Source organism: Sphingobacterium tenebrionis, from assembly GCF_037126265.1.
GTDB lineage: Bacteria > Bacteroidota > Bacteroidia > Sphingobacteriales > Sphingobacteriaceae > Sphingobacterium > Sphingobacterium tenebrionis.
The window spans coordinates 13,896-36,675 of sequence record NZ_JAYLLN010000008.1 but is presented as its reverse complement, the minus strand read 5'-3'; the positions used below and the strand labels follow the sequence as shown (position 1 = coordinate 36,675).

The 22,780-nt window shown below is 42.2% G+C and carries 17 protein-coding genes; 9 read left to right on the top strand and 8 right to left on the bottom strand.

Going from position 1 to position 22,780, the window contains the following annotated elements; translation table 11 throughout:
* Positions 1-72: 72 nt before the first annotated feature.
* From hutH to VJ786_RS05250, 5 genes are read left to right on the top strand one after another with little or no spacing between them, the layout of a single operon-like run.
* On the top strand, positions 73-1,644 hold the full coding sequence (gene hutH / locus VJ786_RS05270) for a histidine ammonia-lyase (protein ID WP_336557382.1): 1,572 nt from the start codon (positions 73-75) through the stop codon (positions 1,642-1,644).
* A gap of 2 nt (positions 1,645-1,646) precedes the next feature.
* Positions 1,647-2,906 carry an imidazolonepropionase gene (gene hutI / locus VJ786_RS05265; protein ID WP_134777014.1) on the top strand — a complete coding sequence of 420 codons (1,260 nt, stop codon included), beginning with the start codon at positions 1,647-1,649 and terminating at the stop codon, positions 2,904-2,906.
* A 12-nt stretch (positions 2,907-2,918) separates the two neighbouring features.
* On the top strand, positions 2,919-4,922 hold the full coding sequence (hutU, locus tag VJ786_RS05260) for a urocanate hydratase (RefSeq protein WP_134777013.1): 2,004 nt from the start codon (positions 2,919-2,921) through the stop codon (positions 4,920-4,922).
* 7 nt (positions 4,923-4,929) lie between these two features.
* Positions 4,930-5,916 (top strand): formimidoylglutamase, encoded by a 987-nt coding sequence (hutG, locus tag VJ786_RS05255; protein WP_134777012.1) that lies wholly within the window; start codon positions 4,930-4,932, stop codon positions 5,914-5,916.
* Between the two features lie 33 nt (positions 5,917-5,949).
* On the top strand, positions 5,950-6,828 hold the full coding sequence (locus VJ786_RS05250) for a pirin family protein (RefSeq protein ID WP_134777011.1): 879 nt from the start codon (positions 5,950-5,952) through the stop codon (positions 6,826-6,828).
* A gap of 274 nt (positions 6,829-7,102) precedes the next feature.
* On the opposite strand, the gene VJ786_RS05245 is transcribed toward VJ786_RS05250, so the two are convergent.
* The 7 genes from VJ786_RS05245 to VJ786_RS05215 all read right to left on the bottom strand — a co-directional run bounded on the left by VJ786_RS05245 (position 7,103) and on the right by VJ786_RS05215 (position 15,632).
* Entirely contained in the window at positions 7,103-8,035 is a 933-nt protein-coding gene (locus VJ786_RS05245; RefSeq protein ID WP_167554258.1) for a sulfurtransferase, read from the bottom strand.
* 119 nt (positions 8,036-8,154) lie between these two features.
* The gene (gene rpsA, locus VJ786_RS05240) at positions 8,155-10,089 is read right to left on the bottom strand and encodes a 30S ribosomal protein S1 (protein WP_099366926.1); all 1,935 of its coding nucleotides are present in this window, start codon (positions 10,087-10,089) and stop codon (positions 8,155-8,157) included.
* A gap of 111 nt (positions 10,090-10,200) precedes the next feature.
* Positions 10,201-12,354 (bottom strand): ATP-binding protein, encoded by a 2,154-nt coding sequence (locus tag VJ786_RS05235; protein WP_134777009.1) that lies wholly within the window; start codon positions 12,352-12,354, stop codon positions 10,201-10,203.
* Between the two features lie 49 nt (positions 12,355-12,403).
* The gene (locus VJ786_RS05230) at positions 12,404-13,375 is read right to left on the bottom strand and encodes a YihY/virulence factor BrkB family protein (protein WP_099366928.1); all 972 of its coding nucleotides are present in this window, start codon (positions 13,373-13,375) and stop codon (positions 12,404-12,406) included.
* On the bottom strand, positions 13,375-13,785 hold the full coding sequence (locus VJ786_RS05225) for an acyl-CoA thioesterase (protein WP_134777008.1): 411 nt from the start codon (positions 13,783-13,785) through the stop codon (positions 13,375-13,377). The genes VJ786_RS05230 and VJ786_RS05225 overlap by 1 nt, the downstream gene beginning before the upstream one ends.
* Before the next feature lie 4 nt (positions 13,786-13,789).
* Positions 13,790-14,833 (bottom strand): endolytic transglycosylase MltG, encoded by a 1,044-nt coding sequence (gene mltG / locus VJ786_RS05220; protein ID WP_099366930.1) that lies wholly within the window; start codon positions 14,831-14,833, stop codon positions 13,790-13,792.
* 1 nt (position 14,834) lies between these two features.
* Positions 14,835-15,632: a PASTA domain-containing protein gene (locus VJ786_RS05215; protein WP_134777007.1), complete on the bottom strand. Its 798-nt coding sequence runs from the start codon at positions 15,630-15,632 to the stop codon at positions 14,835-14,837.
* 139 nt (positions 15,633-15,771) lie between these two features.
* Here VJ786_RS05215 and VJ786_RS05210 point away from each other — a divergent pair, with 139 nt between their 5' ends.
* Positions 15,772-16,770 (top strand): D-alanine--D-alanine ligase family protein, encoded by a 999-nt coding sequence (locus VJ786_RS05210; RefSeq protein WP_134777006.1) that lies wholly within the window; start codon positions 15,772-15,774, stop codon positions 16,768-16,770.
* 81 nt (positions 16,771-16,851) lie between these two features.
* Positions 16,852-18,099 carry an acyloxyacyl hydrolase gene (locus tag VJ786_RS05205; protein ID WP_134777005.1) on the top strand — a complete coding sequence of 416 codons (1,248 nt, stop codon included), beginning with the start codon at positions 16,852-16,854 and terminating at the stop codon, positions 18,097-18,099.
* A gap of 446 nt (positions 18,100-18,545) precedes the next feature.
* Here VJ786_RS05205 and VJ786_RS05200 read toward each other — a convergent pair whose 3' ends face one another.
* Positions 18,546-21,203 (bottom strand): M14 family metallopeptidase, encoded by a 2,658-nt coding sequence (locus VJ786_RS05200; protein ID WP_134777004.1) that lies wholly within the window; start codon positions 21,201-21,203, stop codon positions 18,546-18,548.
* 133 nt (positions 21,204-21,336) lie between these two features.
* On the opposite strand from VJ786_RS05200, the gene VJ786_RS05195 reads away from it, so the two are divergent.
* Both VJ786_RS05195 and VJ786_RS05190 read left to right on the top strand, forming a co-directional pair.
* Positions 21,337-22,197 (top strand): N-acetylglucosamine kinase, encoded by an 861-nt coding sequence (locus tag VJ786_RS05195; RefSeq protein WP_099366936.1) that lies wholly within the window; start codon positions 21,337-21,339, stop codon positions 22,195-22,197.
* A gap of 11 nt (positions 22,198-22,208) precedes the next feature.
* Positions 22,209-22,721 (top strand): glutathione peroxidase, encoded by a 513-nt coding sequence (locus tag VJ786_RS05190; RefSeq protein WP_134777003.1) that lies wholly within the window; start codon positions 22,209-22,211, stop codon positions 22,719-22,721.
* Positions 22,722-22,780: the final 59 nt, after the last annotated feature.

Here is a 22,780-nt window from a genome sequence, read left to right as displayed (position 1 = left end):
TATCAATTGATGAAAAAATTGGTATTACTAATTATCAAATATAGCGGCTAAATTTGATAGACACAGATAATTATGATGAAAATATTTAAATACGGTGAAGATTTTTTGAGCAGTTCCCAAGCTGTCTCTATTGCAAAAGGAGATTTAAAAGGTGAATTGAGCGAGGAAAGCAAAGCAAAAGTAAACCAAAGTGCCCAATATGTACAAGATATTGTTGATGCCGGAAAAGTGGTTTATGGTATCAATACAGGATTTGGTCCATTGTGTACTACCCTGATTGGTGCTCAAGATACCCGTAAATTACAAGAGAACATCCTGATGAGCCATGCCGTAGGTGTGGGTGAGGCCATCGATAAAGAATTGAGTAAATTAATGTTAATCCTGAAAGTTCAAGCTTTGGCAAAAGGATTTTCAGGGGTTCAATACAGCACCATCGAAAGGATCATCTGGCACATCCAAGAGGATGTGATCCCTGTGGTTCCAAAACAAGGTTCAGTAGGTGCATCGGGCGATTTAGCGCCTTTGTCCCACTTGTTCCTTCCTTTGATCGGTTATGGAAAAGTATGGCAGGACGGAAAAGAGGTTTCTACCGCTGAGGTATTGAAGAAACATAATCTTACTCCTGTTGCCCTTGGCGCTAAAGAAGGATTGGCCTTGATCAATGGTACCCAGTTTATGGCTGCTCATGGCGTTAAAGCCGTGGTAGAAATGAACCGCCTGATGAACAATGCCGACCTGATCGCGACCCTGATGATCGAAGGATTGAATGGCTCCATCAAACCTTTCTATACTGAATTACATCAATTAAGACCGTATAAGGGAAATAGCTTTGTAGCTGCTACGGTTTTTAATCTCTTAAAAGGTTCCGATATTCTTGAATCACATAAAAATTGTTCCCGCGTTCAGGATCCATATTCCTTACGTTGTATCCCACAGGTTCATGGCGCATCCCGCAATGCCTGGTTACACTTCAAGGAGATCATTGAAACGGAGATCAATGCTGTAACAGATAATCCAATCATCATCAACAATGAATTGACCATTTCTGGAGGTTCTTTCCATGGTCAACCGATCGCTCTTCCGTTAGATTACGCGACCTTGGCCGTTTCTGAATTGGGAAATATCTCCGATCGTAGGGTTTATCTTTCTTTGGAAGGCGAGACCAATGGCGTTCCAAAATTATTGATGAAAAGCACTGGATTGAACTCTGGTTTTATGATCCTGCAATACAGTACAGCAGCAATCGCTTCTGAAAATAAAGGATTATGTTTCCCGGCAAGTGCCGATAGCATCCCAACTTCATTGGGGCAAGAGGACCACGTTAGCATGGGTTCGATTTCCGGAAGGAAATTATTACAGGTGTTGGATAATGTGGATAAGATATTAAGTATCGAGCTATTATGTGCTGCACAAGCGAAGGATTACCATGCACCGTTGAAATCTACGGCGGTAGTGGAAGCCATCCATCAGCATGTGCGTAAAAGCATCCCGCATATCGAAGAGGACCAACCTATGACCGATATCCTAGATGCGGCTTTAGCATTGGTGAAATCGGGTGAATTGGTTGAGTTGGCCAAAGAGGTTTCCGAGAAGGAAGGTGTGCCTTATTTCGGTACAGGTGTAGAATATTTCGAAAACTATTAAGCATGAACAAAGCACTCACGTTAATAGGACCCTTTAAGCAATTGGTCAGTATGGCCAACCTGCCGATGAAAGGGGCGTTAAAAGATAGCCAATTACAGATCCAGGAAAATGCAGGAATCCTGCTGGAAGGGGATAAAATAAAGGCTATTTCAAATTTCAATGATTTAAAGACCCAATATGGCCAGGAAGCAAACTTGATCCTTTTACAAGGTGACCAGGTGGTTCTTCCAGGTTATATCGATTGCCATACCCATATCGCTTTTGGCGGAAACCGCGCCAATGATTTTGCCATGCGTAATGCCGGTAGTTCTTACCTGGAAATAGCGGAAGCCGGCGGTGGGATTTGGAGCACGGTTAAACATACTAGGGCATTGTCGGAGGAAGAATTGACCGAGGTGATCCTTAAACACGCAGATGCTTTATTGGAGCAGGGGATTACCACCATCGAGGTGAAAAGTGGGTATGGATTGAATGTGGCAGAGGAATTGAAAACCCTCCGCGCTATCAAAAAGGCGAATGAAAGCAGTAAAGCAGAATTGATCAGTACCTGTTTGGCTGCACACATGTGTCCGAAGGATTATGAGGGAAGCCCGGAATCGTATCTGGAATGGATCGCAGAAGAATTATTCCCAGTCCTAAAAGCGGAAGGATTGACCAATAGGATAGATGCCTTCGTCGAAAAAAGTGCGTTTACCGCAGAACAGACCAAACCGTATTTCGAAAAGGCAAAAAGTATGGGCTTTGATATTACGGTACATGCCGATCAGTTCAGCACTTCCGGTTCGGCTTTGGCCGTTGAGGTAGATGCGGTTTCGGCTGATCACTTGGAAGCTTCCACTGCAGAAGAAATCCAAGCCTTGGCAAATTCCAATGTGGTGGCTGTTGCACTACCTGCGGCATCCTTGGGAATTGGGTGTGCATTTACACCTGCCCGAAAATTATTGGATGCCGGCGCATGTTTGGCCATCGCCACTGACTGGAATCCAGGTTCAGCACCGATGGGGAAATTGATCGAAAGTGCCAGCATTTTGGCATCCATGGAAAAACTGAGCAATACCGAAGTGTTTGCCGGTATAACTTTCCGCGCGGCCAAAGCATTGAACTTAAAAGATAGAGCCATCTTGAAAGCTGGAGCTTTAGCCGACTTTATCATCTATGAAACAGCTAATTATCAGAATATCACCTACCTGCAGGGTTCATTAAAACCTGCACGGGTATGGAAATCCGGAATGGAAGTATTCCGCAAAGGCGAAAACCTTTAATACTAAAGAACAATGAATTTTCAAGAAACCATTATACAAGGCATTCCGAAAGAATTGCCTGCAAAAACCAAACTAGATCCAAGTGTAAGCCATGCGCCCAAGCGCAAGGCCATATTAAATAAAGAAGAGGAGAAATTGGCGCTACGTAATGCACTGCGTTATTTTCCGAAAGAATGGCATGCCGAATTAGCAGCGGAGTTCTTGGAAGAACTTCGTGAATATGGACGAATCTATATGTATAGGTTCAGACCTACTTACGAAATGTATGCACGTGGTATTGAAGAATACCCTGCAAAAAGCCAACAGGCTGCAGCTATAATGCTGATGATCCAGAACAACCTGGATCCTGCCGTGGCACAACACCCGCATGAATTGATCACCTACGGTGGTAATGGTGCAGTGTTCCAGAACTGGGGACAATACTTAGTGACGATGAAATATCTTGCGGAAATGACCAATGAGCAGACCCTGCACATGTACAGTGGTCATCCGATGGGTTTATTCCCATCTTCCGCTCATGCGCCAAGAGTCGTGGTAACCAATGGGATGATGATCCCCAATTACTCCAAACCAGATGATTGGGAAAGGTTCAATGCCCTAGGGGTTACCCAATATGGGCAGATGACCGCAGGATCCTATATGTATATTGGTCCGCAGGGTATTGTGCATGGCACAACGATCACGGTCATGAATGCTTTTAGAAAACACCTGAAAGAAGGCGAAAGTATTGAAGGGAAAGTATTCCTTACATCAGGATTAGGCGGAATGAGTGGTGCTCAGCCGAAAGCAGGTAATATAGCAGGTTGTATTACGGTATGTGCTGAAGTAAACCCTGCCGCAGCGACCAAACGTCATGAACAAGGATGGGTAGATGTGTTGGTCGACAACATGCCTGATTTGATCGATCGCGTAAGAACAGCCATGAAAAACAAAGAATTGGTTTCCATTGCCTATATCGGCAACATCGTGGATGTATGGGAGCAATTCTATGAAGAAGATATTTTTATAACCGTGGGATCAGACCAGACCTCTTTGCACAACCCTTGGTCTGGCGGATACTATCCGGCAGATATCAGTTTTGAAGAGGCCAATGAACTGATTGCCCACCATCCGGAACGTTTTGCCCAAGAAGTACAAAAAACTTTGGTAAGGCATGCGAATGCAGTGAATAAACATTCCGCTCGCGGGACATATTTCTTTGACTATGGTAATGCCTTTTTATTGGAATGTAGTCGTGCCGGAGCTGATGTATTTGCTGCAGATGGGGTGAATTTTAAATATCCTTCCTATGTGCAGGATATCCTAGGCCCAATGTGTTTCGACTATGGTTTCGGACCGTTCCGTTGGGTTTGTACCTCCGGAAAGGCAGAAGACCTACGTTTAACAGATCAGATTGCTCTGGAAGTGATGAAAGAGATCCAAGTGGATGCACCTAAAGAGATCTACCAACAAATGGCAGATAACATCAAATGGATCGAAGAAGCGGAGAAAAACAGGTTGGTCGTAGGTTCTCAGGCGAGGATCCTCTATGCAGATGCTTTGGGAAGAATGCGCATTGCAGAAGCTTTTAATAAGGCTGTGGAAGAGGGTAGACTTTCCGCGCCTGTGGTTCTCGGCAGGGATCACCACGATGTGAGTGGTACGGATTCTCCATACCGCGAGACCAGCAATATCTATGACGGCAGTAAATTCACAGCCGATATGGCCATCCATAACGTGATTGGTGATAGCTTCCGTGGAGCAACCTGGGTATCTATACATAATGGTGGTGGCGTAGGTTGGGGCGAAGTAATCAATGGTGGTTTTGGGATGTTGTTGGATGGTAGCCAGGAAGCCGATCAGAAATTGAAACAGATGTTGTTCTTTGATGTGAACAATGGTATTGCCCGCAGAGCTTGGGCAAGGAACAAAGAAGCTCAACAAGCTATTGAAACCGAACTTAAACGTACTTCTACACTACAGGTAACACCTGCCATTTTAGTGGAAGAAGATATAATTTCTAACCTTTTAGACTGATAATATTATGGAGGCATTAGTACAAGTTTATTACCAACCCGTAGACAGAAATCTTTGGACAGGGAGAATTGATGGGACAGATGAATCATTTTTGCGTTGGCATCAGAAAATAGAACTAATAGATCTGAATGATCAACCTCCATTAAAAGGTAAAATTGTTTTTTTGGGTTTTGTCTGTGATGAGGGCGTTCATAGGAATCAAGGTCGGGTAGGGGCCAAGGAGGCTCCTGAAGCCCTACGGAAATCCATTGCCAATCTCCCGGTTCACTTTGATGGCAAGACCAAATTACTGGATGCCGGAAATGTAGTCTGTGTTGGAGAGGAGCTGGAAGAAGCTCAGCAGGAACTAGCAAACAGGGTAACACAGATCGTGAAAGCTGGTGGTTTTCCAATTTTATTGGGAGGAGGCCATGAGATCACCTATGGACATTTTAAAGGATTACAAGCTGCTAAATCAGGAAAGATTGGCATCATCAATATTGATGCTCATCTTGACATCCGTGCCACGGCAGATGGAAGAGCAAATTCAGGTACTGGATTTTACCAGATTGCAGAGGAAGCTAAACAGAACAATAGCGCATTCCGTTATATGGCCATCGGTATTCAGGATATCAGCAATACCAAAGCCCTGTTCGATTATGCAGATTCAATGGGTACTAAAATCGTGAAGGCAGAGAATATCCATCACGAACAGATCGATCCGATCATTCAGGAAATATTTGAATTTGCGAACGCTGTAGATCATGTCTATCTAACTATTGATATGGATGTATTCTCACCGGCATTTGCGCCCGGTGTGAGTGCATCCTCCTTTCAAGGAATCATGCCTACGCATGGCTTCTACCGCATTTTTGAAACCATCATGAACTTGGACAATCTCCGTAGTATGGATGTGGCAGAACTGAATCCTTTGTACGATATTGATAACCGTACAGCCCGTTTGGCAGCCAATCTTATTTTTAAAGCTGTTCAGAATCTATCTTCAAATGCTTAAATTAGTTAAGTATTTAAAAAAATAGGGAGAGACATGTCAAATATTGATTTCATAAAAGAAGAAACCGCTGCGGATATTGGGAATTTTATGGTGGGAAGGTTATTGCCTTTCCGTCAGAAAAGAAGTATTGGTCCTTTTGTATTTATTGATCATATGGGGCCAGCTTGTTTGGCAGACCATGAAAACCTGGATGTTGGTCCTCATCCGCATATCGGTTTATCCACGTTGACCTATCTTTTCGAAGGATCTATTTTTCATCGGGATAGCATTGGTTCGGCCATGGAGATCAAACCTGGTGCGGTAAACTGGATGACCGCTGGAAAAGGGGTAGTCCATTCGGAAAGAACGCCTGAGTATCTGCGAACCAAGGATAAGTTCTTGCATGGCTTGCAGATTTGGGTTGCTTTGCCGAAGGAATTGGAGTTTCAAGAACCGGAATTCCATCATGTGGAAGCGTCGGATATTCCTGCTTGGGAAGAGGATGGTGTAAGTTATAAATTGATTGCAGGGGAAGCTTTTGGGAAGAAATCGCCAGTTCCGGTACATAGTAAATTGTACATGATGGAGATCAAAGCGAGTAAGGATGCGTTGATTGATATCCGGGGTGAGCTTTATGGCGAGAGTGGTTTGTATATTTTGGAAGGGGAGATTTCCAGTAATGGCCATGATTATGCGCCTAAGCATATTTTGATTACGAAGGACGCGCATTTATGTTCTTTTGAGATGAAGGCTGGGACGACGGTGTATATTTTTGGTGGGGAGCCTTTTCCGGAGGAAAGATTTATTTATTGGAATTTTGTAGCGACTTCAAGGGAGATTATTGAAGAAGCGAAAGATAAATGGCGGAAGCATGAGTTTCCGAAAGTTCCTGGGGATGATGGATATGTTCCCTTGCCGGAAGCTAGGAAGTAGGGGGGTACTTGACATTGGGACGCCTTTTGGCGTCATTGCGAGGAGCTACTGCGTCATTGCGAGGCCTTCCGTCATTGCGAGGCACGAAGCAATCTTCCTTCATGTCATGCTGAGCGAAGTCGAAGAATCTACAATTGGTACCCGTACAGATCCTTCGACTGCGCTCAGGATGACAGAGACCTCAGGATGACAGAGACCACTCAGGATGACAAAGTCCAAAGATTGCTTCGTCGTACCTCCTCGCAATGACGTAGGTCTCGCAAGGACGGAAATATTACCGTTCTATCTGCGTATCCTCTCTCGCTCCCCATTCGCTCCAAGACCCATCATACACCGCCACATTCCTGCTCCCCAAATGATAAGCGGCCAAGGCCAATATCGCTGCCGATACCCCAGATCCACAAGTGAATATATTCCTATTTCCTAAAGGCTTATTTCCAATCGGCTTACTATCATCATCCAAAACATTTTCCGACATCAATTTCTCTTCTGAAACCATCTTCCCATCCGAAACCAACTTCCCTTCAAAAATCAGCTCCAACTCCTCATCCTCCTTATAATCAATCCCATCCAGCACCCGATCAAAAGGAATATTCTTAGACCCTGGAATATGCCCCGATTTTAAGCCCGCCCTTGGCTCCGGAGCAGTTCCATGAAACCTTCCCTCACTTCTCGCATCAACGATCATCTGACCATCCAATCCCAACCTCTCCATCAAATCCTCCGTTCCAATCATCCAATCCTTATCCTCCTTGGCCACAAAATCACCTTCCAAACCAGCAACCTCCCTATAAGCATCCACAATCGGCAATCCAGCAGCCTTCCAAGCTGGCAATCCTCCACGCAAGACATATACCTCTTCAACGCCCATCAATTTAAACATCCACCACGCCCTAGGACTGGAATAAATCCCCCAACGATCATAAACAATAACCTTATCCCCTTGATTTATCCCCAATTTCCTCGCTTCCCTTTCAAATACGGCAGCATCCACCATCGTATGCGGATAAACACTTCCATGATCAGAAAAACCTCCCTCAATATCAAAGAACAAACTCCCAGGAATCAGTTCCAACCGATCCCGATCCATTTTCTCATTAACCTTATCAATGGTCGCATCCAATAGCACCACCTGATCATCATTGATCATCTGCAAGGCAACATCCGTACTAATCAGCGGGCTTTCACGCATATCCATCTTTTCCATAATCATTTCTTAAAAACATTCAAATCCTACATTTCCTTTCATAAAGCTAAGGAAATATAAGGCATAAAAAAAGCCCCGAATCTTACATTCGGGGCTTTGGATTATGTTTTAAAATCTAATTATTTAGATTTTTTTTCATCATCTTCCATTTGCTCTTTCAATTGAGCTAGAACGTCAAGATCACCTAAAGTAGATTTCTCTACAGAATCTTTAACTTTCTTCACTGCTGCGTTAGCAGTTTTAGCTTCTTTTTTACGAGCATTGAATTCCTCGATACGAGCTTCAGCTTTAGCATCTTCCCAGATACGAGAGTGAGAAATCACTAGACGTTTGTTCTCTTTGTTGAATTCGATGATTTTGAATTCAGCAACTTCGTCAACTTTCAATGAAGAACCATCTTCTTTTACAGAATGTTTGTTAGGGCAGAAACCTTCAACACCATATTGTAAAGCTACGATATCTCCTTTGTCACCAACTTTGATTACAGTACCTTCGTGAACAGAACCTTCAGTGAAGATCGTTTCGAAAGTATCCCAAGGGTTTTCCTCTAATTGTTTGTGACCTAAAGAAAGCTTGCGGTTTTCTTCGTCTAATTCCAATACCACTACATCTAATTTCTCACCAACTTTAGTGAATTCATTAGGGTGGTTAACTTTCTTAGACCAAGAAAGATCAGAAATGTGGATCAAACCATCGATTCCGTCTTCTAACTCAACGAATACACCGAAGTTAGTCATGTTTTTAACAACAGCTGATTGTTTAGAACCTACTGGGTAACGCTCAGTGATGTTTTGCCATGGATCTGGAGTTAATTGTTTGATACCTAAGCTCATCTTACGATCGTCACGATCTAATGTTAAGATTTCCGCTTCGATTTCATCACCTACTTTCAAGAACTCTTGAGGAGAACGTAGGTTTTGAGACCAAGACATTTCAGAAACGTGGATTAATCCTTCAACACCAGGGATGATTTCTAAGAAAGCACCGTAGTCAGCTACAGTAACGATCTTACCTTTCACTTTAGAACCGATTTCTAATCCTTTGTCTAAAGATTCCCAAGGGTGCTCTGATAATTGTTTTAAGCCTAATGCAATACGTTTTTTCTCGTCATCAAAGTCAAGAACTACAACGTTGATAGTTTGGTCTAATGCCAATACCTCTTTTGGATGCTCGATACGGCCCCAAGAGATATCTGTAATGTGAAGTAATCCGTCAACACCACCCAAGTCGATGAACACACCGAAATCTGTAATGTTTTTAACAGTACCTTCCAATACTTGACCTTTTTCCAATTTCGCAACGATCTCTGATTTTTGGTTTTCCAAATCGTCTTCGATCAATACTTTATGCGATACGACTACGTTTTTGAATTCGTGGTTGATTTTTACCACTTTGAATTCCATCGTTTTACCTACGTATACATCGTAATCACGGATAGGTTTGATGTCAATTTGAGAACCTGGTAAGAATGCCTCAACACCTTTGATGTCTACGATCAAACCACCTTTAGTACGTGATTTAACGAAACCATCAATGATTTTGTCATTTTCCAATGCATTGTTGATCTCTTCCCAAGATTTTTGTGTTTTAGCACGTTTGCGGGATAATACCAATTGACCGTTTGCATCTTCTTGAGATTCAACGAATACATCAACAGTATCACCTACTTTTAAGTCAGGTAAGTCACGGAACTCAGATAATGCTACTAGACCGTCTGATTTGAAACCGATGTTTAAAACAACATCTTTGTTGTTGATTGATACAACAACACCTTCAATAATTTCACCTTGATTGATTTGGTTAAATGTTCCAGCATATTCCTCTTCCAATTTAACACGCTCAGCATCGCTATAGTTACCGAATGCTTTCTCATCAAGATCCCAGTCGAAGTCTCCTTGTGGAGTACTCCAAGTGTTCGATTTGATCTCATCGATCAAATTTGAATCTGCCTCAGACTCAATCTTTTCAGTGTCCTTCACAACTTTTGTGTCAGCACCTTGTAGCTCTGCGTTTTTCGCCGCTAACTCTTTTTCTGCTTCTTGTTTTTTTGCCATTAATTAATTTTCTCCTTTTCCCTACGTGGTAGGGACTGCAAAGATACGAAAAAAGTTTATTTACAAGAGTTTAGATGAAAAAAAGTTTAGCCCATCGGAAGTCCTTGGATTTTACTCCTGATCATCGAATATCGGATAGATGGTTTTCAGGATAATTTCCGTTAGTTTTTTCTCGTTGAACGGCTTGATCAATATACCGTCGAATCGAACGCCTCTTTCCTTTTCCAGTCGCTTAACTTGGTCATTATCAGAGGATGTGGCTATTATTTTCACGTGGTCAAAGGCCGGGTTGATGCGTAGTTTCAGGAGCAGTTCATCCCCCGTCATCACCGGCATATTGATGTCGGTAATGATCACATCTATCTTTTCGCGGTCCATGATCTCCACTGCTTCCTTACCGTTCGTTGCCGTAAATACTTGCTTATGTAACGAAAAGAACTGCCGTAAATAGAGCAGATTCAAAGCGTTATCATCAACAATCAGCCAGCTGATGTTTTTTGGTAGGTCGTTTACCCGATTGGCCTCGATATTGTTCTTCCGGCGGTACCTTGGTGCTGGAACAGGGATCTCCACAATAAATGTGGTACCCGCGCCAGAAGCAGTCTTGAACCCAATCTTGCCTTCCAGCATGTTCACGATATTTTTAGTGATGTAAAGGCCTAAGCCAACCCCACTATCCACCTTGGTGGATTTATTCACCGTATAGTATTTCTTGAAGATGTTCTTCTTCAGGTTATCGGGTATCCCTTGTCCCTGATCGGAAACTTTGATCAACAACATGCCATTATCATTAATGTAGATACTGGTCCGAACTACCCCTTTGGAAGAATATTTAATCGCATTGCTCACCAGGTTATGTAAGATCTGCCGAACCTTGACTTCATCGGTATAGATCACCGTAGGTGCTTCCGGCTGTACATGATAATCCAGGGTGATGTTCTTTAAAGCTGCCTGGTTCTGATGGCCTTCGATCACTTCCATAACCAATTCTTTGAAATCAAAGAAGCTCGGTTCTATCGCGTCATGCTGATCGATCTTGCTCAAGTTCAATATATCATTGATGGTTTTGGAAGTCATGGTGATATTGGAATAGGCCGATTCCAACAACAGGATATCCTTCGGCTGATAGAGGTCTTTTCTACTCTTCAACAGATCCACAATACCGATCAAGGAATTTAATGGAGTTCTGATCTCATGGGTGATCTCTGCGAGGATGTCTGTCTTCTGTTCTGCCAATTTGGAGGCGTACACTTTTTCTTCCATCAGCTTCCTTTCGTAGTAGGCTGAGAAAAATTGGTAGTAGATCAGAATACAGATAATGATGAATACAAAGGTTAGGGAGATGATGATCTGCCACCTGAACGTCTCTGTACTGGAAATCAAAGAGATCAGGTCACGATCGGTTTTTTCCTTTTGTATCTGAAAGCGTTCATTATGGATGATCCGAACCAATTGATTGGCACTTTGCAATAAGGTGAAATTATCCGCTAGCAAAGCCCTTTCATTCTTCCGCAACCGGTTCAGGGTTTCTTGCAGTTCATTTAATTTGGTTCGGGTAAAGGTATTGTTATCTTCCAGGATCTCGACCAAAGTCTCCTGCAGCTGCAAACGTTCTGTTTCGTAAGTTTCATAGGCCTCGACGTTGATAGTATCCTGTTTTTTCTGGAATATACGTTGCAATAGGGGTTTTCTATCCAAAAGGATCTGCCTATTGCTCAAGGTTTTCTCGCTACTGAAAATACTATCCTTCTCAATTTTCGGAAGCGGCAGATCAAACATGGAATCCTTGGATGTTTCCTGGTGGAAATTCCGTAGGGTCTCTGATGCCAGGATCATGGAGTCCAGTTTTGCGTTCAGGGATTTATATTTCGGAATGAGATCCAGCACCTCCCGATTGGATTTTGGTTGATCATCATACCATAGGTCGGTCAATTCCTTGATATTGATCAGGGAATCAACAGATTTCTTAAGGTGGACCAGCTTGTTCTTGTAGTTTTCATAATCCTCACTGCTATAGGTGATGGAGAACTCCCGGAAATCATGTTCCGCTTCGTTGAAAACATCCAATAAATCGGAGAAGTCATTTTTATCGCTATTGATGGAAACGTAAATGGATTTGATCCGGTTCTGAATGGATTTATATTGGATAAACGAAAATATAAATACGATAACGAAGGTGATGAAAAGGATGATGATGGAAAATAATAGGATATTACGGACATTTCTGTTCCGCTTAGAGCTCTTCAATAAAGTCTTATCTTCCATATTCGACACAAAGTTAATTAAAAAGCCAAATAAATTAACAAGATGGTATTTAAGTATTGTTTGGTTTAAAAGAGTTGTATACCCTTGGCTTTACAATTTTAATACTTTGTTTTGATAAAGCAATACTGGCATTCAATTCAAAGCCAATAATAAGTATTAATGCGTTAATATACATCCAGATCATCACTACGATCAATGTTCCGATTGATCCATACAGTTTGTTATAGGCCCCAAAGTTGTTGATGTAGAAGGTGAAAAGGGAGAAGGAAAGCATGGCCAAAAGGGTAGCTAAGGTAGCTCCCGGGGTGAAAAGTTTCCATTTTTTTGTAGAGGATGGTCCAAATTTATAGATTAAACTGACGGTAAAAAAGTAGATACTGAAGAGAATCAGCCACTGGGCGATCTTGATCAGGGTGGCCCAAAAATATTTCAGGTCGTAATCGATATGTGTTTTTAGGTAGTTGATGAAGTAGTTGGAACCCGCATATAGCGCTATGCCAACTACCAGGGCAAGGACGATAGCGAAAACCAAACCTAAAGCGATGACCCGTCGTTGTAGCCAGGTCCTCGATTCTTTGGAAAGCGCAGCTTTATTGAAGGTCATCATCAAGGTAGTCATCCCATTGGTGGAGAAGAAAGTGACCAATACAAATACCACCGACAATAACCCACTGTTCTGTCTTTTGATGATATCGATCAGTGTAGTCTGTAGGACCTCAAAGGCATTGTTCGGCAAAGCCAATTGGATCAGGTCCAACAATTGTTCCTGAAAATTATCAACCGGGATATAGGGAATCAAGGTGAACAGGAAGATAATCCCTGGAAATACCGCCAACATAAAGTTATAGGCGAGGGAAGAAGCTTTGTTCAGAATGGATTCCCGGGCTATTTCTTGGAAGAAAAATACAAGTACAGTGTAAAGTGGCAACTTCCCAAAACCAGGTAGGGTGGCCCCTTTAGACCATTCTATCAAACGGTCATACGGCCTTACACGAAGAAGTTGTTGGTGTACTTTTTTCATTATCCTCCAAAAAATGGAGCCATTTTATCAACGAAAACCTGTGGTGGTTTGCAGGGTCTACCTTTTTCCATATCAACAAATACCAATTGGGTGAATCCGGTGTTCAGCAATTCGCCCGCTTCGTTAAATAGCTCGTATTCAAATTTAATCCGAATACCTGGTTTTTCCCTAATATAAATATTTATTGTGATCAAATCATCATACTTGGCGGCCTTTAAGTATTTGCTGTTCAAGTCTGTAACAGGTAGCATGACGCCCATGTCCTCCAACTCCTTATAGGAAACACCGGTACTACGCAACATCTCCGTACGTGCCACTTCGTAATAGGAAGCATAGTTGCCATAATAAACATAACCCATTTGATCCGTTTCGGCATACCTGACCCGGATTTGATGTTGGTAAGAGAACATAACCTTATTTTTTGATATTTCTTTCGTCCAATGCTTTTTGGAATTTCCGTGCGTTCACCAAATGTTCTGCAACGGTTTCTGCAAATAAATGGTATCCGGAGAAATCATCTTTCGCACACATATAGATATAGTTATGATGGTCGTAGTTCAATACCCCATCAATAGAGGCGATACTTGGCATCATGATTGGCCCTGGAGGCAATCCCTTATACCGGTAAGTGTTGTATGGATTATCAATGGTTAAATGTCTGTTCAGCACCCTACGGATGGTAAAGTCGTTGTTTGCGAAGATTACCGTAGGATCGGCCTGCAATAACATTCCTTTCTTCAAACGATTAAGGTATAGCCCTGCAATCTTTGGCATTTCATCCACGTGAAGCGCTTCTCCTTTAACAATAGAAGCCAGCACACTAACTTCTTGCGTGGTCAGGTTCAATGCTGCTGCTTTGGCCTTACGGTCATCATTCCAGAATTTGGTGTACTCCTTTGCAAAACGATCGATGATCTCCTTAGGATCGGTGTTCCAGTAGATTTCATAGGTGTTCGGAATGAACATGCTGAAGAAGTTATCTTTCGTGAAACCGTATTTTGTTGCCAATTGCTCATCGTTCAATAGCTGAAGGAAGGCGGTGGAATCCGCTTCAAATTCTCTGCCCAATAAACCTGCGAAATTTTCTTTTAAACGGATGTTCTGAAACCTGAATTTAACGGCTTCCTGATATCCCCCACGAAGATTTCCAATGAATCTGCGGTTGGAAAGGTCTTTAGATAATTTGTATTTACCTGCTTTGATACCTGCGGATTTCAGGTCCATAAATTTTGCCGCATACTGAAACAATGCCGGATTACTGACTACCCCTTCACTTTCTATCCGCTTCATCACTTCCTCATAAGGCTCGTTGCTCTTTACATAAAAGTAAGGCTCATCGGTGGCGATGGATGGTGCCATGAAAGTGAAATAGGCAAAACCTGCAGCGGTTAATCCTATGATCAATACGATAATTCCAATAAATAAAGGAAGGCTCGATTTTTTTCTGTTCTCTGCCATGTTATGGGTTTAGCGGGGTTGGAGTTTCGGGTGCTACTTCTTTTGGTTTGGACATGATCACATGGATCGCTGAACCGATGGAAATAATTCTTGCGCTGGTGTCTGGACTTTGGCTTTCGATGATCGCATTCAGGGAGTCGTTGGATCCATCTGCGAATTTAACAGAACCCAGTACCAACCCTACGCCAGCCAAAGCAAATTTTGCTTCGATCAAAGGCAATCCGACCAGGTTAGGGATTTCTACCTCACTATCACCACGGCCATTTCCAAGAATCAAGGAGATCTTCGATCCCTTAGGAACCATTCTTCCAGCACGTAACGACTGTCCGGCAAATTTAACATCCAATACCAAATCTCTAGCAATATCATTGATATAGGTAGTGTCCGCAATTTTCAAGGAATGGTTTTTCAGGATAGCCGAAGCCTCGATATAGGTCTTGTCGATCACTTCTGGGAAAGCAATTTCCGGTGCAGATTGTGTAATGATCGTCAGATAGATGGTCCGACCGCCTTTAACATGCGATTTAGGATCAGGATCCTGATCGATGACCAAGCCTGGTTTTGCATCCATCTGATAGATGGAGTCTATTTCATATTCTAAGCCTGCCTTATCCAAGATACTTAAGGCTTCATTGATATGTAGGCCTTTCAGCACTGGAACCTCCTGGGAGTCCCCATGTTTGGTGTAAATTTTCAGTCCAAAATAAATAAGGATGAACAGGACAATCAAGAAGATTATAGACCCGATAAGGTTTTTCCTGAAAGTGGCTGTCCTCAGGTATAAAAAGAGTTTCGACATCGATCTGTTGCTTTTTTAGTGTTGCACTATCAATATTAATTCCATTTTTTAGAATTTTCGAATTATCGATAGAATATAAGGGCAAAAATATTCGTTTTTCCTCGTATCTCAAATTATATTTGTTTCTTCAATGAATAATATGAAAACTAAAGTAGCCTTAATTACGGGTGGGTATACCGGAGAAGCCGAAGTTTCCTTCAAAAGCTCCGCTTTTGTGTACTCCCAATTGGATAAAGAAAAATATGAAGTGTATCCTATTGCCATTAATTTGGATGGTTGGTATTATACCGATGATCAAGGAAACAGGCATGAGATAGATAGACAGGATTTTTCTTTGGACATTAACGGCAAGATCAATTTTGATGTGGCATTTATCATCTTGCACGGTACACCCGGAGAGGATGGAAGGATACAAGGTTATTTCGATATGATCGGATTACCTTATACCAGCTGCAGCGCATTGACCTCTGCTTTGACCATGAATAAAGGCTATACCAAAGCGATCATCCAGGATATCCCCCAATTATACGTAGCAAAATCGGTGTTGCTTTTTGAAGCGCATCGTTCAGATGCTTTTAATACCGTTAAGGAAAAATTAGTGCTGCCTTTATTTGTGAAGCCGAATGCTGGTGGTAGTAGTATCGGGATGAGCAAAGTGAAATCCTGGGATGCGCTCCAAGAAGCCTTGGATAATGCTTATGATGCGGAGAATACCGGAAAGCAGGTTCTTGTAGAAGAATTTGTGGTAGGGCGTGAGTTTTCCCAAGGCATTTACCGCAATGCACAAGGCGAACTGCAGGTGTTGCCGGCTACAGAAGTCCGAACCACCCGCGAGTTTTTTGATTTTGAGGCGAAATATACCCCAGGACTGACCGAGGAGATTACGCCAGCCGATCTGAATGCTGATCAGAAAAGCCGAGCTGATGAAATCATCAAGGAAATATATATCCGGTTGAACTGCAGTGGGATGGTAAGAGTGGATTTTTTCCTGGAGAATGAAACAGATAAATTCTTTTTTATTGAGATCAATACGGTTCCGGGTCAGACTCCGCAGAGCTTTATTCCGCAACAGGTAAGGGCATCTGGTAGAACGGAAACTGCTTTTTACGGCGAATTGATCGAAGCTGCGCTAAAATAGCGGAATTTAGCCGCCATATTTAAGAATTTTTAACCTTGCTTTAGGATTTATTTGGTTATTTTTGATGGTTAACCATTTAAAATGACTCGATTATTCTACCGGATAATTTACTTGTTTGTTATTTTCTGTTCCCAAGGATTTGTATTTGCCCAGGATAGTCTTATCCAACAGCCAATTCAAAGGGAGACCATTATGCAAGGGGGCTACAAAAACCTGATCAGTGTCGATTTTCGGGCGGCAAAAGTCATTCCTACCGCACCTTTTTACAAAGGGATGGACAACGATTACTCGCTCTCCGAAAAAGGGATTTCCGCTCACCTGCAATATGCATTTGGTCTGCCTGAAGGTTCCTTTGGGAATTGTATTTTCCCCCAGACCAGCCAGGGAATTGGCTTAGCTTATTTTAATTATGGAAATGGAAAGGAATTAGGGAATCCAATGGCGGGGTATATTTTCCAGAATGCGGAGATCCTACGGTTAAACCAATTACTGGGTCTGCATTATGAATGGAATTTTGGCCTATCCACGGGTTGGAAATATTTCGATACGCATGAAAACCCAAAAAACGTAATTATTGGTTCCAAGGAGAATGCCTATATCAATGCGGGTCTTTTTCTGCGCTGGTATTTGGGGAAACGCCTAGCTCTGAATACGGGCTTTGATTTCACCCATTTTTCCAATGGAAATACGGAATATCCCAATTCCGGATTTAATACCAGCAGCTTTCGGTTAGGCTTACAATATGATCTTTCGAAAAAACTTCCGAACGCGGAAAAATGGCGGATGAAGAAGCAAATCCCAGCCTTTGAAAGGCATTGGAGCTATGATGTGGTGGCTTTTGGATCTTGGCGTAGAAAAGGAGTTTATTTCATAGGTAATCAGATTGCTTCGCCACACCGTTACCCCGTTTTGGGGGCATATATTGCACCCATGTACAACTTTGGGTATCGCGTCCGAGCGGGAGCATCCCTGGACCTGATCCATGATGGTAGTGCTAATGTGTATACCAAAGACTATATTGTAGGAACGGAACAGCAATTCTTTAAGCCTTATTGGAAAGAACAGATTGCAGCGGGAGTGTCAGCAAGAGCAGATTATATCATGCCGATATTTACACTGAGTATAGGATTGGGAACACATTTCCTTAATCGTGAAGGGGATTTTAAGGGTACTTACCAAAGTTTTGCCCTGAAAACAGGCGTCAGCAAAAGTGCATTTCTGCATATTGGCTATTCCATCAAAGATTTTCATGAGCCTAATTACCTGATGTTAGGGCTGGGATACCGATTCAATAATAGAAGAAATTCCTTATTATCAATTGTCAAGTGATTAGGACCTGAGTCCCTTAAAATAGGATAAAATAGGTTTAAGTTCGTGGTTTAAGTAGGTTTAAACCAAGGTATAAGTAGGTGTTTAGGATGCTTGACATACATTTTACATACTTTCACATTGCTTTCACCTTGGTTTTAGGAAGAACCAAACCGGTCTTAATTCAGTTTCCATACTTTGTTTTGAATGTAAATTTAAAATTGAATTTCCCAATTTGGGAATTGATTTCTATCTTTTACTATGAATATGATAAAAATAGAAGGAAGCAAAATTTAGAAGGATGAAATTAAAACCAATTAAAACAGGAATTTTATTAGAAAAGTATGAAGATGAAAACTTCCCTATTGAACTTCTAAGCTCAATCAATAAAAAAGAAAATTATCTTTCATAAAAAGAGCTGCTAATTTTAAGATAGCAGCTCTTTTTATCATTAAAGGATTAAAAACCTATTGCAATTGGTTGAATAAGAATTTAAAAGTCCCGTGTGTTTGCGCCCTGAAGTTGATGTCATTACCAAAGGAAACCAATTTTCCTTTGCCAATATTCGTTTCAAAGGCCAGAACACCATCCTTCAGGTATTTTTCTCCCCAAGACCAACCTGATTTTAATACCTTTTCACTATCAAACCAGATCAACGGTGTAATATCCTTATTGGTGATCTTATACAGATTGTCATTGGAATAATAAAGATCGATCTGATCTCCATATCCCCAAGTGCTCGGCACACCCGAATTTACTTTGGCAGTCAATACAGAACCTGGAGTATAGAATTCCGTTCTTTTCAAAGGCACTTTGTTTTGATCGACCAATGCATCTTCCACGCCCAATTTAAGGTGTTCAGCAAGATCGGAACTGTTGCCTATCGTGATTACCTTGCCGCCTTTTTCCATAAATTCCTGCAAGACAGGGATGGATTTATCGGCGCTCAATCTGCCCCAACGATTCTTATACTCTGCCGGAATATGGTCAGGCATCGCCATTTCTCCTCTATTCCCAGGTCGAGTTGTTGTGGAAGTTCCAAATCTTGGGATCGCTCCGCCAGGGAAGATCAAGACATCAAACTTACTATTCAGATTGCCCTTGTCGATATCCGCAGGGAAGACCAGTTCGAAATTATAATGATGCTGTTCCAGATTGAACCTTAACCAGCCCGAAGCCATAGAACCTCCATAGGTATCCCATAAACCAATCCGAAGGGATTTTAATGGTTTTACACTTTTTGGAAGTGCATTGGCGCCTGCAGCATCAAAGGTAAGGGCCATATTTCCTTTGTTCTCGATATAGAAATCTCCTGAAACCTGATCACGCCAAACCTTACCTTTATTGTTCAGTTGTTGGTTGGCGATCTTATAGCTGTCATTGATCTCCGCTGGCAATTTAACGAATTTGCCAACCGGTTTTTTGCTGTTCAAAAGGGAGATCTGCTCACCGAGGATTAGGTCCTGGAATGGACCATTGAAATCTTCCAATATGCGATCGAACTTAATATCCATCAGGTAAGCCAAGGTCCATCCTGCTGCATCGTAAGGTGGGATCGGAGGGCCTCCTGGGTATTCGAAATCATCAGGGTGGTCCTGTGGTTCGAACATGTCCAGGATATGAGGACGGAAAGCCTGATTGGTTTTGATCACATAACTTCCGGCAGGGTAGGATGTGCCATTGACGGTAAAATCAGCCGTTGCCTGTTTAACTTCGATGCCGTTCTGGATTAAAGCATTCAGGAATTTTTTGGCCGTACTGAAGTCCTTTTGGTCGGACGGAAGAATATATCCCCTTGGATCCCGCAGGTTTTTATTTCCGAACAAGGTCTCCAAACTTCTTTTTTCGAAACCACGGGTCATTTCTCTGGTAGAGGAAATGTTGCTCCCTTTCATGGCCGAATCAATCAATGCTACTTTACTCGGTGATAATGGCCAGAAATCCTTGGATCCTCGTTCAATCGAGTTGCGACCCATCCGATAGATGTTATATAACACCTCATCCTTATAGCGAGCCGCATAGCCCATAACCGCATAGTTCAGCGAAACGGAGTAATCAATGGATTGTTGGAAATGCCATTTCTGTGGGATGACAGGGTTCTGGGTATCACTGGATGGAATTAACCTTTTGGACACCAATGGAATTTCATAAGGTGTGGGATTTCCGATGATTTCGGTCAATAAACCGATCATGTTGTGGAAATAGGTGGTTGTTCGCAGACCACCATTATACCAGGTGGAAAAGACGGAACCACCTTTTGCGGTATATCCCGGTTTATTTTCGGCGTTCAGCCTGGAGGACATGGCTGCCCCAAGGGCATCGATTCCCGACATCAGCAAAGGATCGAATACATAATTGAAAGGATCCCGATAGGGTGCTCCAGCCACCACTGCTCCAGCAGGCGCAGTTTGATGATGGTTGTACATGATCTGTGGGTTCCAATCGATGAACAATTGCCGTGCAATGTTCTGGCTTTCCTTAAGGTTGAGCATAAAGAAATCTCGATTGTTATCATGTCCAGCATATTTTTGATAGAGGACAGGAATCAGACTGGTGCTTCTTTTCTGCGGGTCAGTATGGCGCATATACCAATCGCCTACCAGTTCATGGCCATCGGGATTGGCATGTGTCATTAATATGATCGAATTATCCAAGATCCTTTTGGTCTCTTCATCGTTTGCAGATGCTAAGAGATAGGCCGTTTGGATCAACTGGTGGGTAGCCACCACTTCGGTGGAATGTAGTCCGCCATCAATCCACACCACGGATTTTCCCTCTTTCGCTAATTGCTTAGCGGCTTCTTCCGAGATCTTTGCCTTCGCTAAATCTGTAGCGATCTTCTGGTACTTCGCGAGTTCCTTCAGGTTCTCTGGGGAACTGATGATGAGCATGATCTGGTCTCTACCTTCTTCGGTTTTACCGATCACCTGGAGCTTTACCCGATTGGATTGCTGAGCCAGTTTTTTGAAATAGGCTTCTGTTTGGGTATAGTTCGTTAGTTGATAATCATCTCCGATATTAAATCCAAAATGCGATTTCGGATGGCTGACTTCCTGGGCCTGTACCGATTGGAATGCAAGTAAGGCTGCAGCGATCAACCAAAAAGGTTTTCGAAATTTTATCATAATTAGAAAGGGTTAAATAATCATCATAAAGATAGAAAAGGAATATGAAATGCCTCTTTTTTTATCCGTATAAAATGCACTTTCACGATAATATTACATTTCGTATATTTGGGTTTGATGAGAATTAAATAATATGATTTTAGTTGCAGATAGTGGTTCATCAAGATCCGATTGGATGCTCCATCTTCCAGATAGTAAACCCTTAAGTTTTAGTACCAAAGGCCTTAATCCATTTTTTGTGAGTGAAAAGGAAATCGCTAATACCCTTTCCGGTGTTCCCGAGATCATTCCCTATATCAATGAGATCAATGAAGTATATTTCTTTGGTGCGGGATGCTCTACTCCTGATCGTAGGGAGTTGGTATCCAATGCCTTGTCGGAGATTTTTCCCAGTTCCTATGTTGCAGTAGAAAGCGATCTGCTCGGCTCTGCCTATGCTACTTTTGGTTCGGGCAAAGGCCTGATCTCGAATTTAGGGACAGGGTCGGACATCAGCTATTTTGATGGTGAAGGTTTGTCCACAAGCATCCACGGGATCGGTTATGTGTTGGGGGATGAAGGTTCGGGTGCCTGGTTCGGTAAACAATTGATAACTGCTTACCTCTACGAATCCATGCCTAGGGATCTGATGCGTATTTTCCAGGAAGTGCATCCGATTACCAAGGATATCATTATCAAGAATGTCTACCAAAGGGATCGTCCGAATGCCTATTTGGCAAGTTTTGCGAAATTCATGGGGGATAACCGTTCGCATCCATTTATTGATAACCTGTTGAGGAATGGTTTTGATGAATTTGTGCGGACAAATATCATGACTTATCCTAATTTCTGGGAATATGAATGTCATTTTGTGGGTCAGATAGCCTATAATTTTGATATCCATTTGCGGGAGGTGTGTAATCTACATGGGGTTAAGATTGGCACGATTTTGAAGAATCCTATAGAGCAGCTTTTTCATTTTGTGGTGAATAGGGAGCTGAATGTTGAAATATAAAATTTAAAAAGATGATTTATTCGATATTAATGGTTTTTACCATGCTGTTCAATCAGCCGACGGTTTATGATTATAGCTTTAAGACCTTGGATGGGAAGAAAGTTTCCTTGTCTGAGTTCAAGGGCAAGCAGATTTTGATCGTTAATACGGCTTCAAAATGTGGTTTTACCAAGCAGTATAAGGAACTGCAGGAGTTATCTGATAAGTACGGAAAGGATTTGGTCGTAATTGGTTTTCCTTCGGATAATTTTAAAGGCCAGGAATTTGATAGTAATGAAGAAATTGCAGCCTTTTGTGAGGAGAATTATGGCGTGAAATTTTTGTTGTCGGAAAAGGTGGATGTGACGGGGGAGAAGATGATCCCGTTGTTCAAGTATCTGACGACTGCAAAGAACCCTGATTTTACCGGAGCAATCAATTGGAATTTTGAGAAGTTTTTGATTGGTAAGGATGGGAAATTAGCGCATAGATATAGATCGAAGGTAACGCCTTTGGATGAAAGTATTGTGAAGGAGTTGAAGTAACTCTACCGTCATTGCGAGGAAAGATACCGTCATTGCGAGGAACTCTACCGTCATTGCGA

Bases quoted from the DNA above. Each gene is read 5' to 3' on its own strand.
- VJ786_RS05190 (WP_134777003.1), top strand. From the start codon at position 22,209: ATGATTTATTCGATATTAATGGTTTTTACCATGCTGTTCAATCAGCCG.
- hutG (WP_134777012.1), top strand. From the start codon at position 4,930: ATGGAGGCATTAGTACAAGTTTATTACCAACCCGTAGACAGAAATCTT.
- hutU (WP_134777013.1), top strand. From the start codon at position 2,919: ATGAATTTTCAAGAAACCATTATACAAGGCATTCCGAAAGAATTGCCT.
- VJ786_RS05250 (WP_134777011.1), top strand. From the start codon at position 5,950: ATGTCAAATATTGATTTCATAAAAGAAGAAACCGCTGCGGATATTGGG.
- VJ786_RS05230 (WP_099366928.1), bottom strand. From the start codon at position 13,375: ATGAAAAAAGTACACCAACAACTTCTTCGTGTAAGGCCGTATGACCGT.
- mltG (WP_099366930.1), bottom strand. From the start codon at position 14,833: ATGGCAGAGAACAGAAAAAAATCGAGCCTTCCTTTATTTATTGGAATT.
- hutI (WP_134777014.1), top strand. From the start codon at position 1,647: ATGAACAAAGCACTCACGTTAATAGGACCCTTTAAGCAATTGGTCAGT.
- VJ786_RS05225 (WP_134777008.1), bottom strand. From the start codon at position 13,785: ATGTTCTCTTACCAACATCAAATCCGGGTCAGGTATGCCGAAACGGAT.
- rpsA (WP_099366926.1), bottom strand. From the start codon at position 10,089: ATGGCAAAAAAACAAGAAGCAGAAAAAGAGTTAGCGGCGAAAAACGCA.
- VJ786_RS05235 (WP_134777009.1), bottom strand. From the start codon at position 12,354: ATGGAAGATAAGACTTTATTGAAGAGCTCTAAGCGGAACAGAAATGTC.
- VJ786_RS05205 (WP_134777005.1), top strand. From the start codon at position 16,852: ATGACTCGATTATTCTACCGGATAATTTACTTGTTTGTTATTTTCTGT.
- VJ786_RS05195 (WP_099366936.1), top strand. From the start codon at position 21,337: ATGATTTTAGTTGCAGATAGTGGTTCATCAAGATCCGATTGGATGCTC.
- VJ786_RS05200 (WP_134777004.1), bottom strand. From the start codon at position 21,203: ATGATAAAATTTCGAAAACCTTTTTGGTTGATCGCTGCAGCCTTACTT.
- hutH (WP_336557382.1), top strand. From the start codon at position 73: ATGATGAAAATATTTAAATACGGTGAAGATTTTTTGAGCAGTTCCCAA.
- VJ786_RS05210 (WP_134777006.1), top strand. From the start codon at position 15,772: ATGAAAACTAAAGTAGCCTTAATTACGGGTGGGTATACCGGAGAAGCC.
- VJ786_RS05215 (WP_134777007.1), bottom strand. From the start codon at position 15,632: ATGTCGAAACTCTTTTTATACCTGAGGACAGCCACTTTCAGGAAAAAC.
- VJ786_RS05245 (WP_167554258.1), bottom strand. From the start codon at position 8,035: ATGGAAAAGATGGATATGCGTGAAAGCCCGCTGATTAGTACGGATGTT.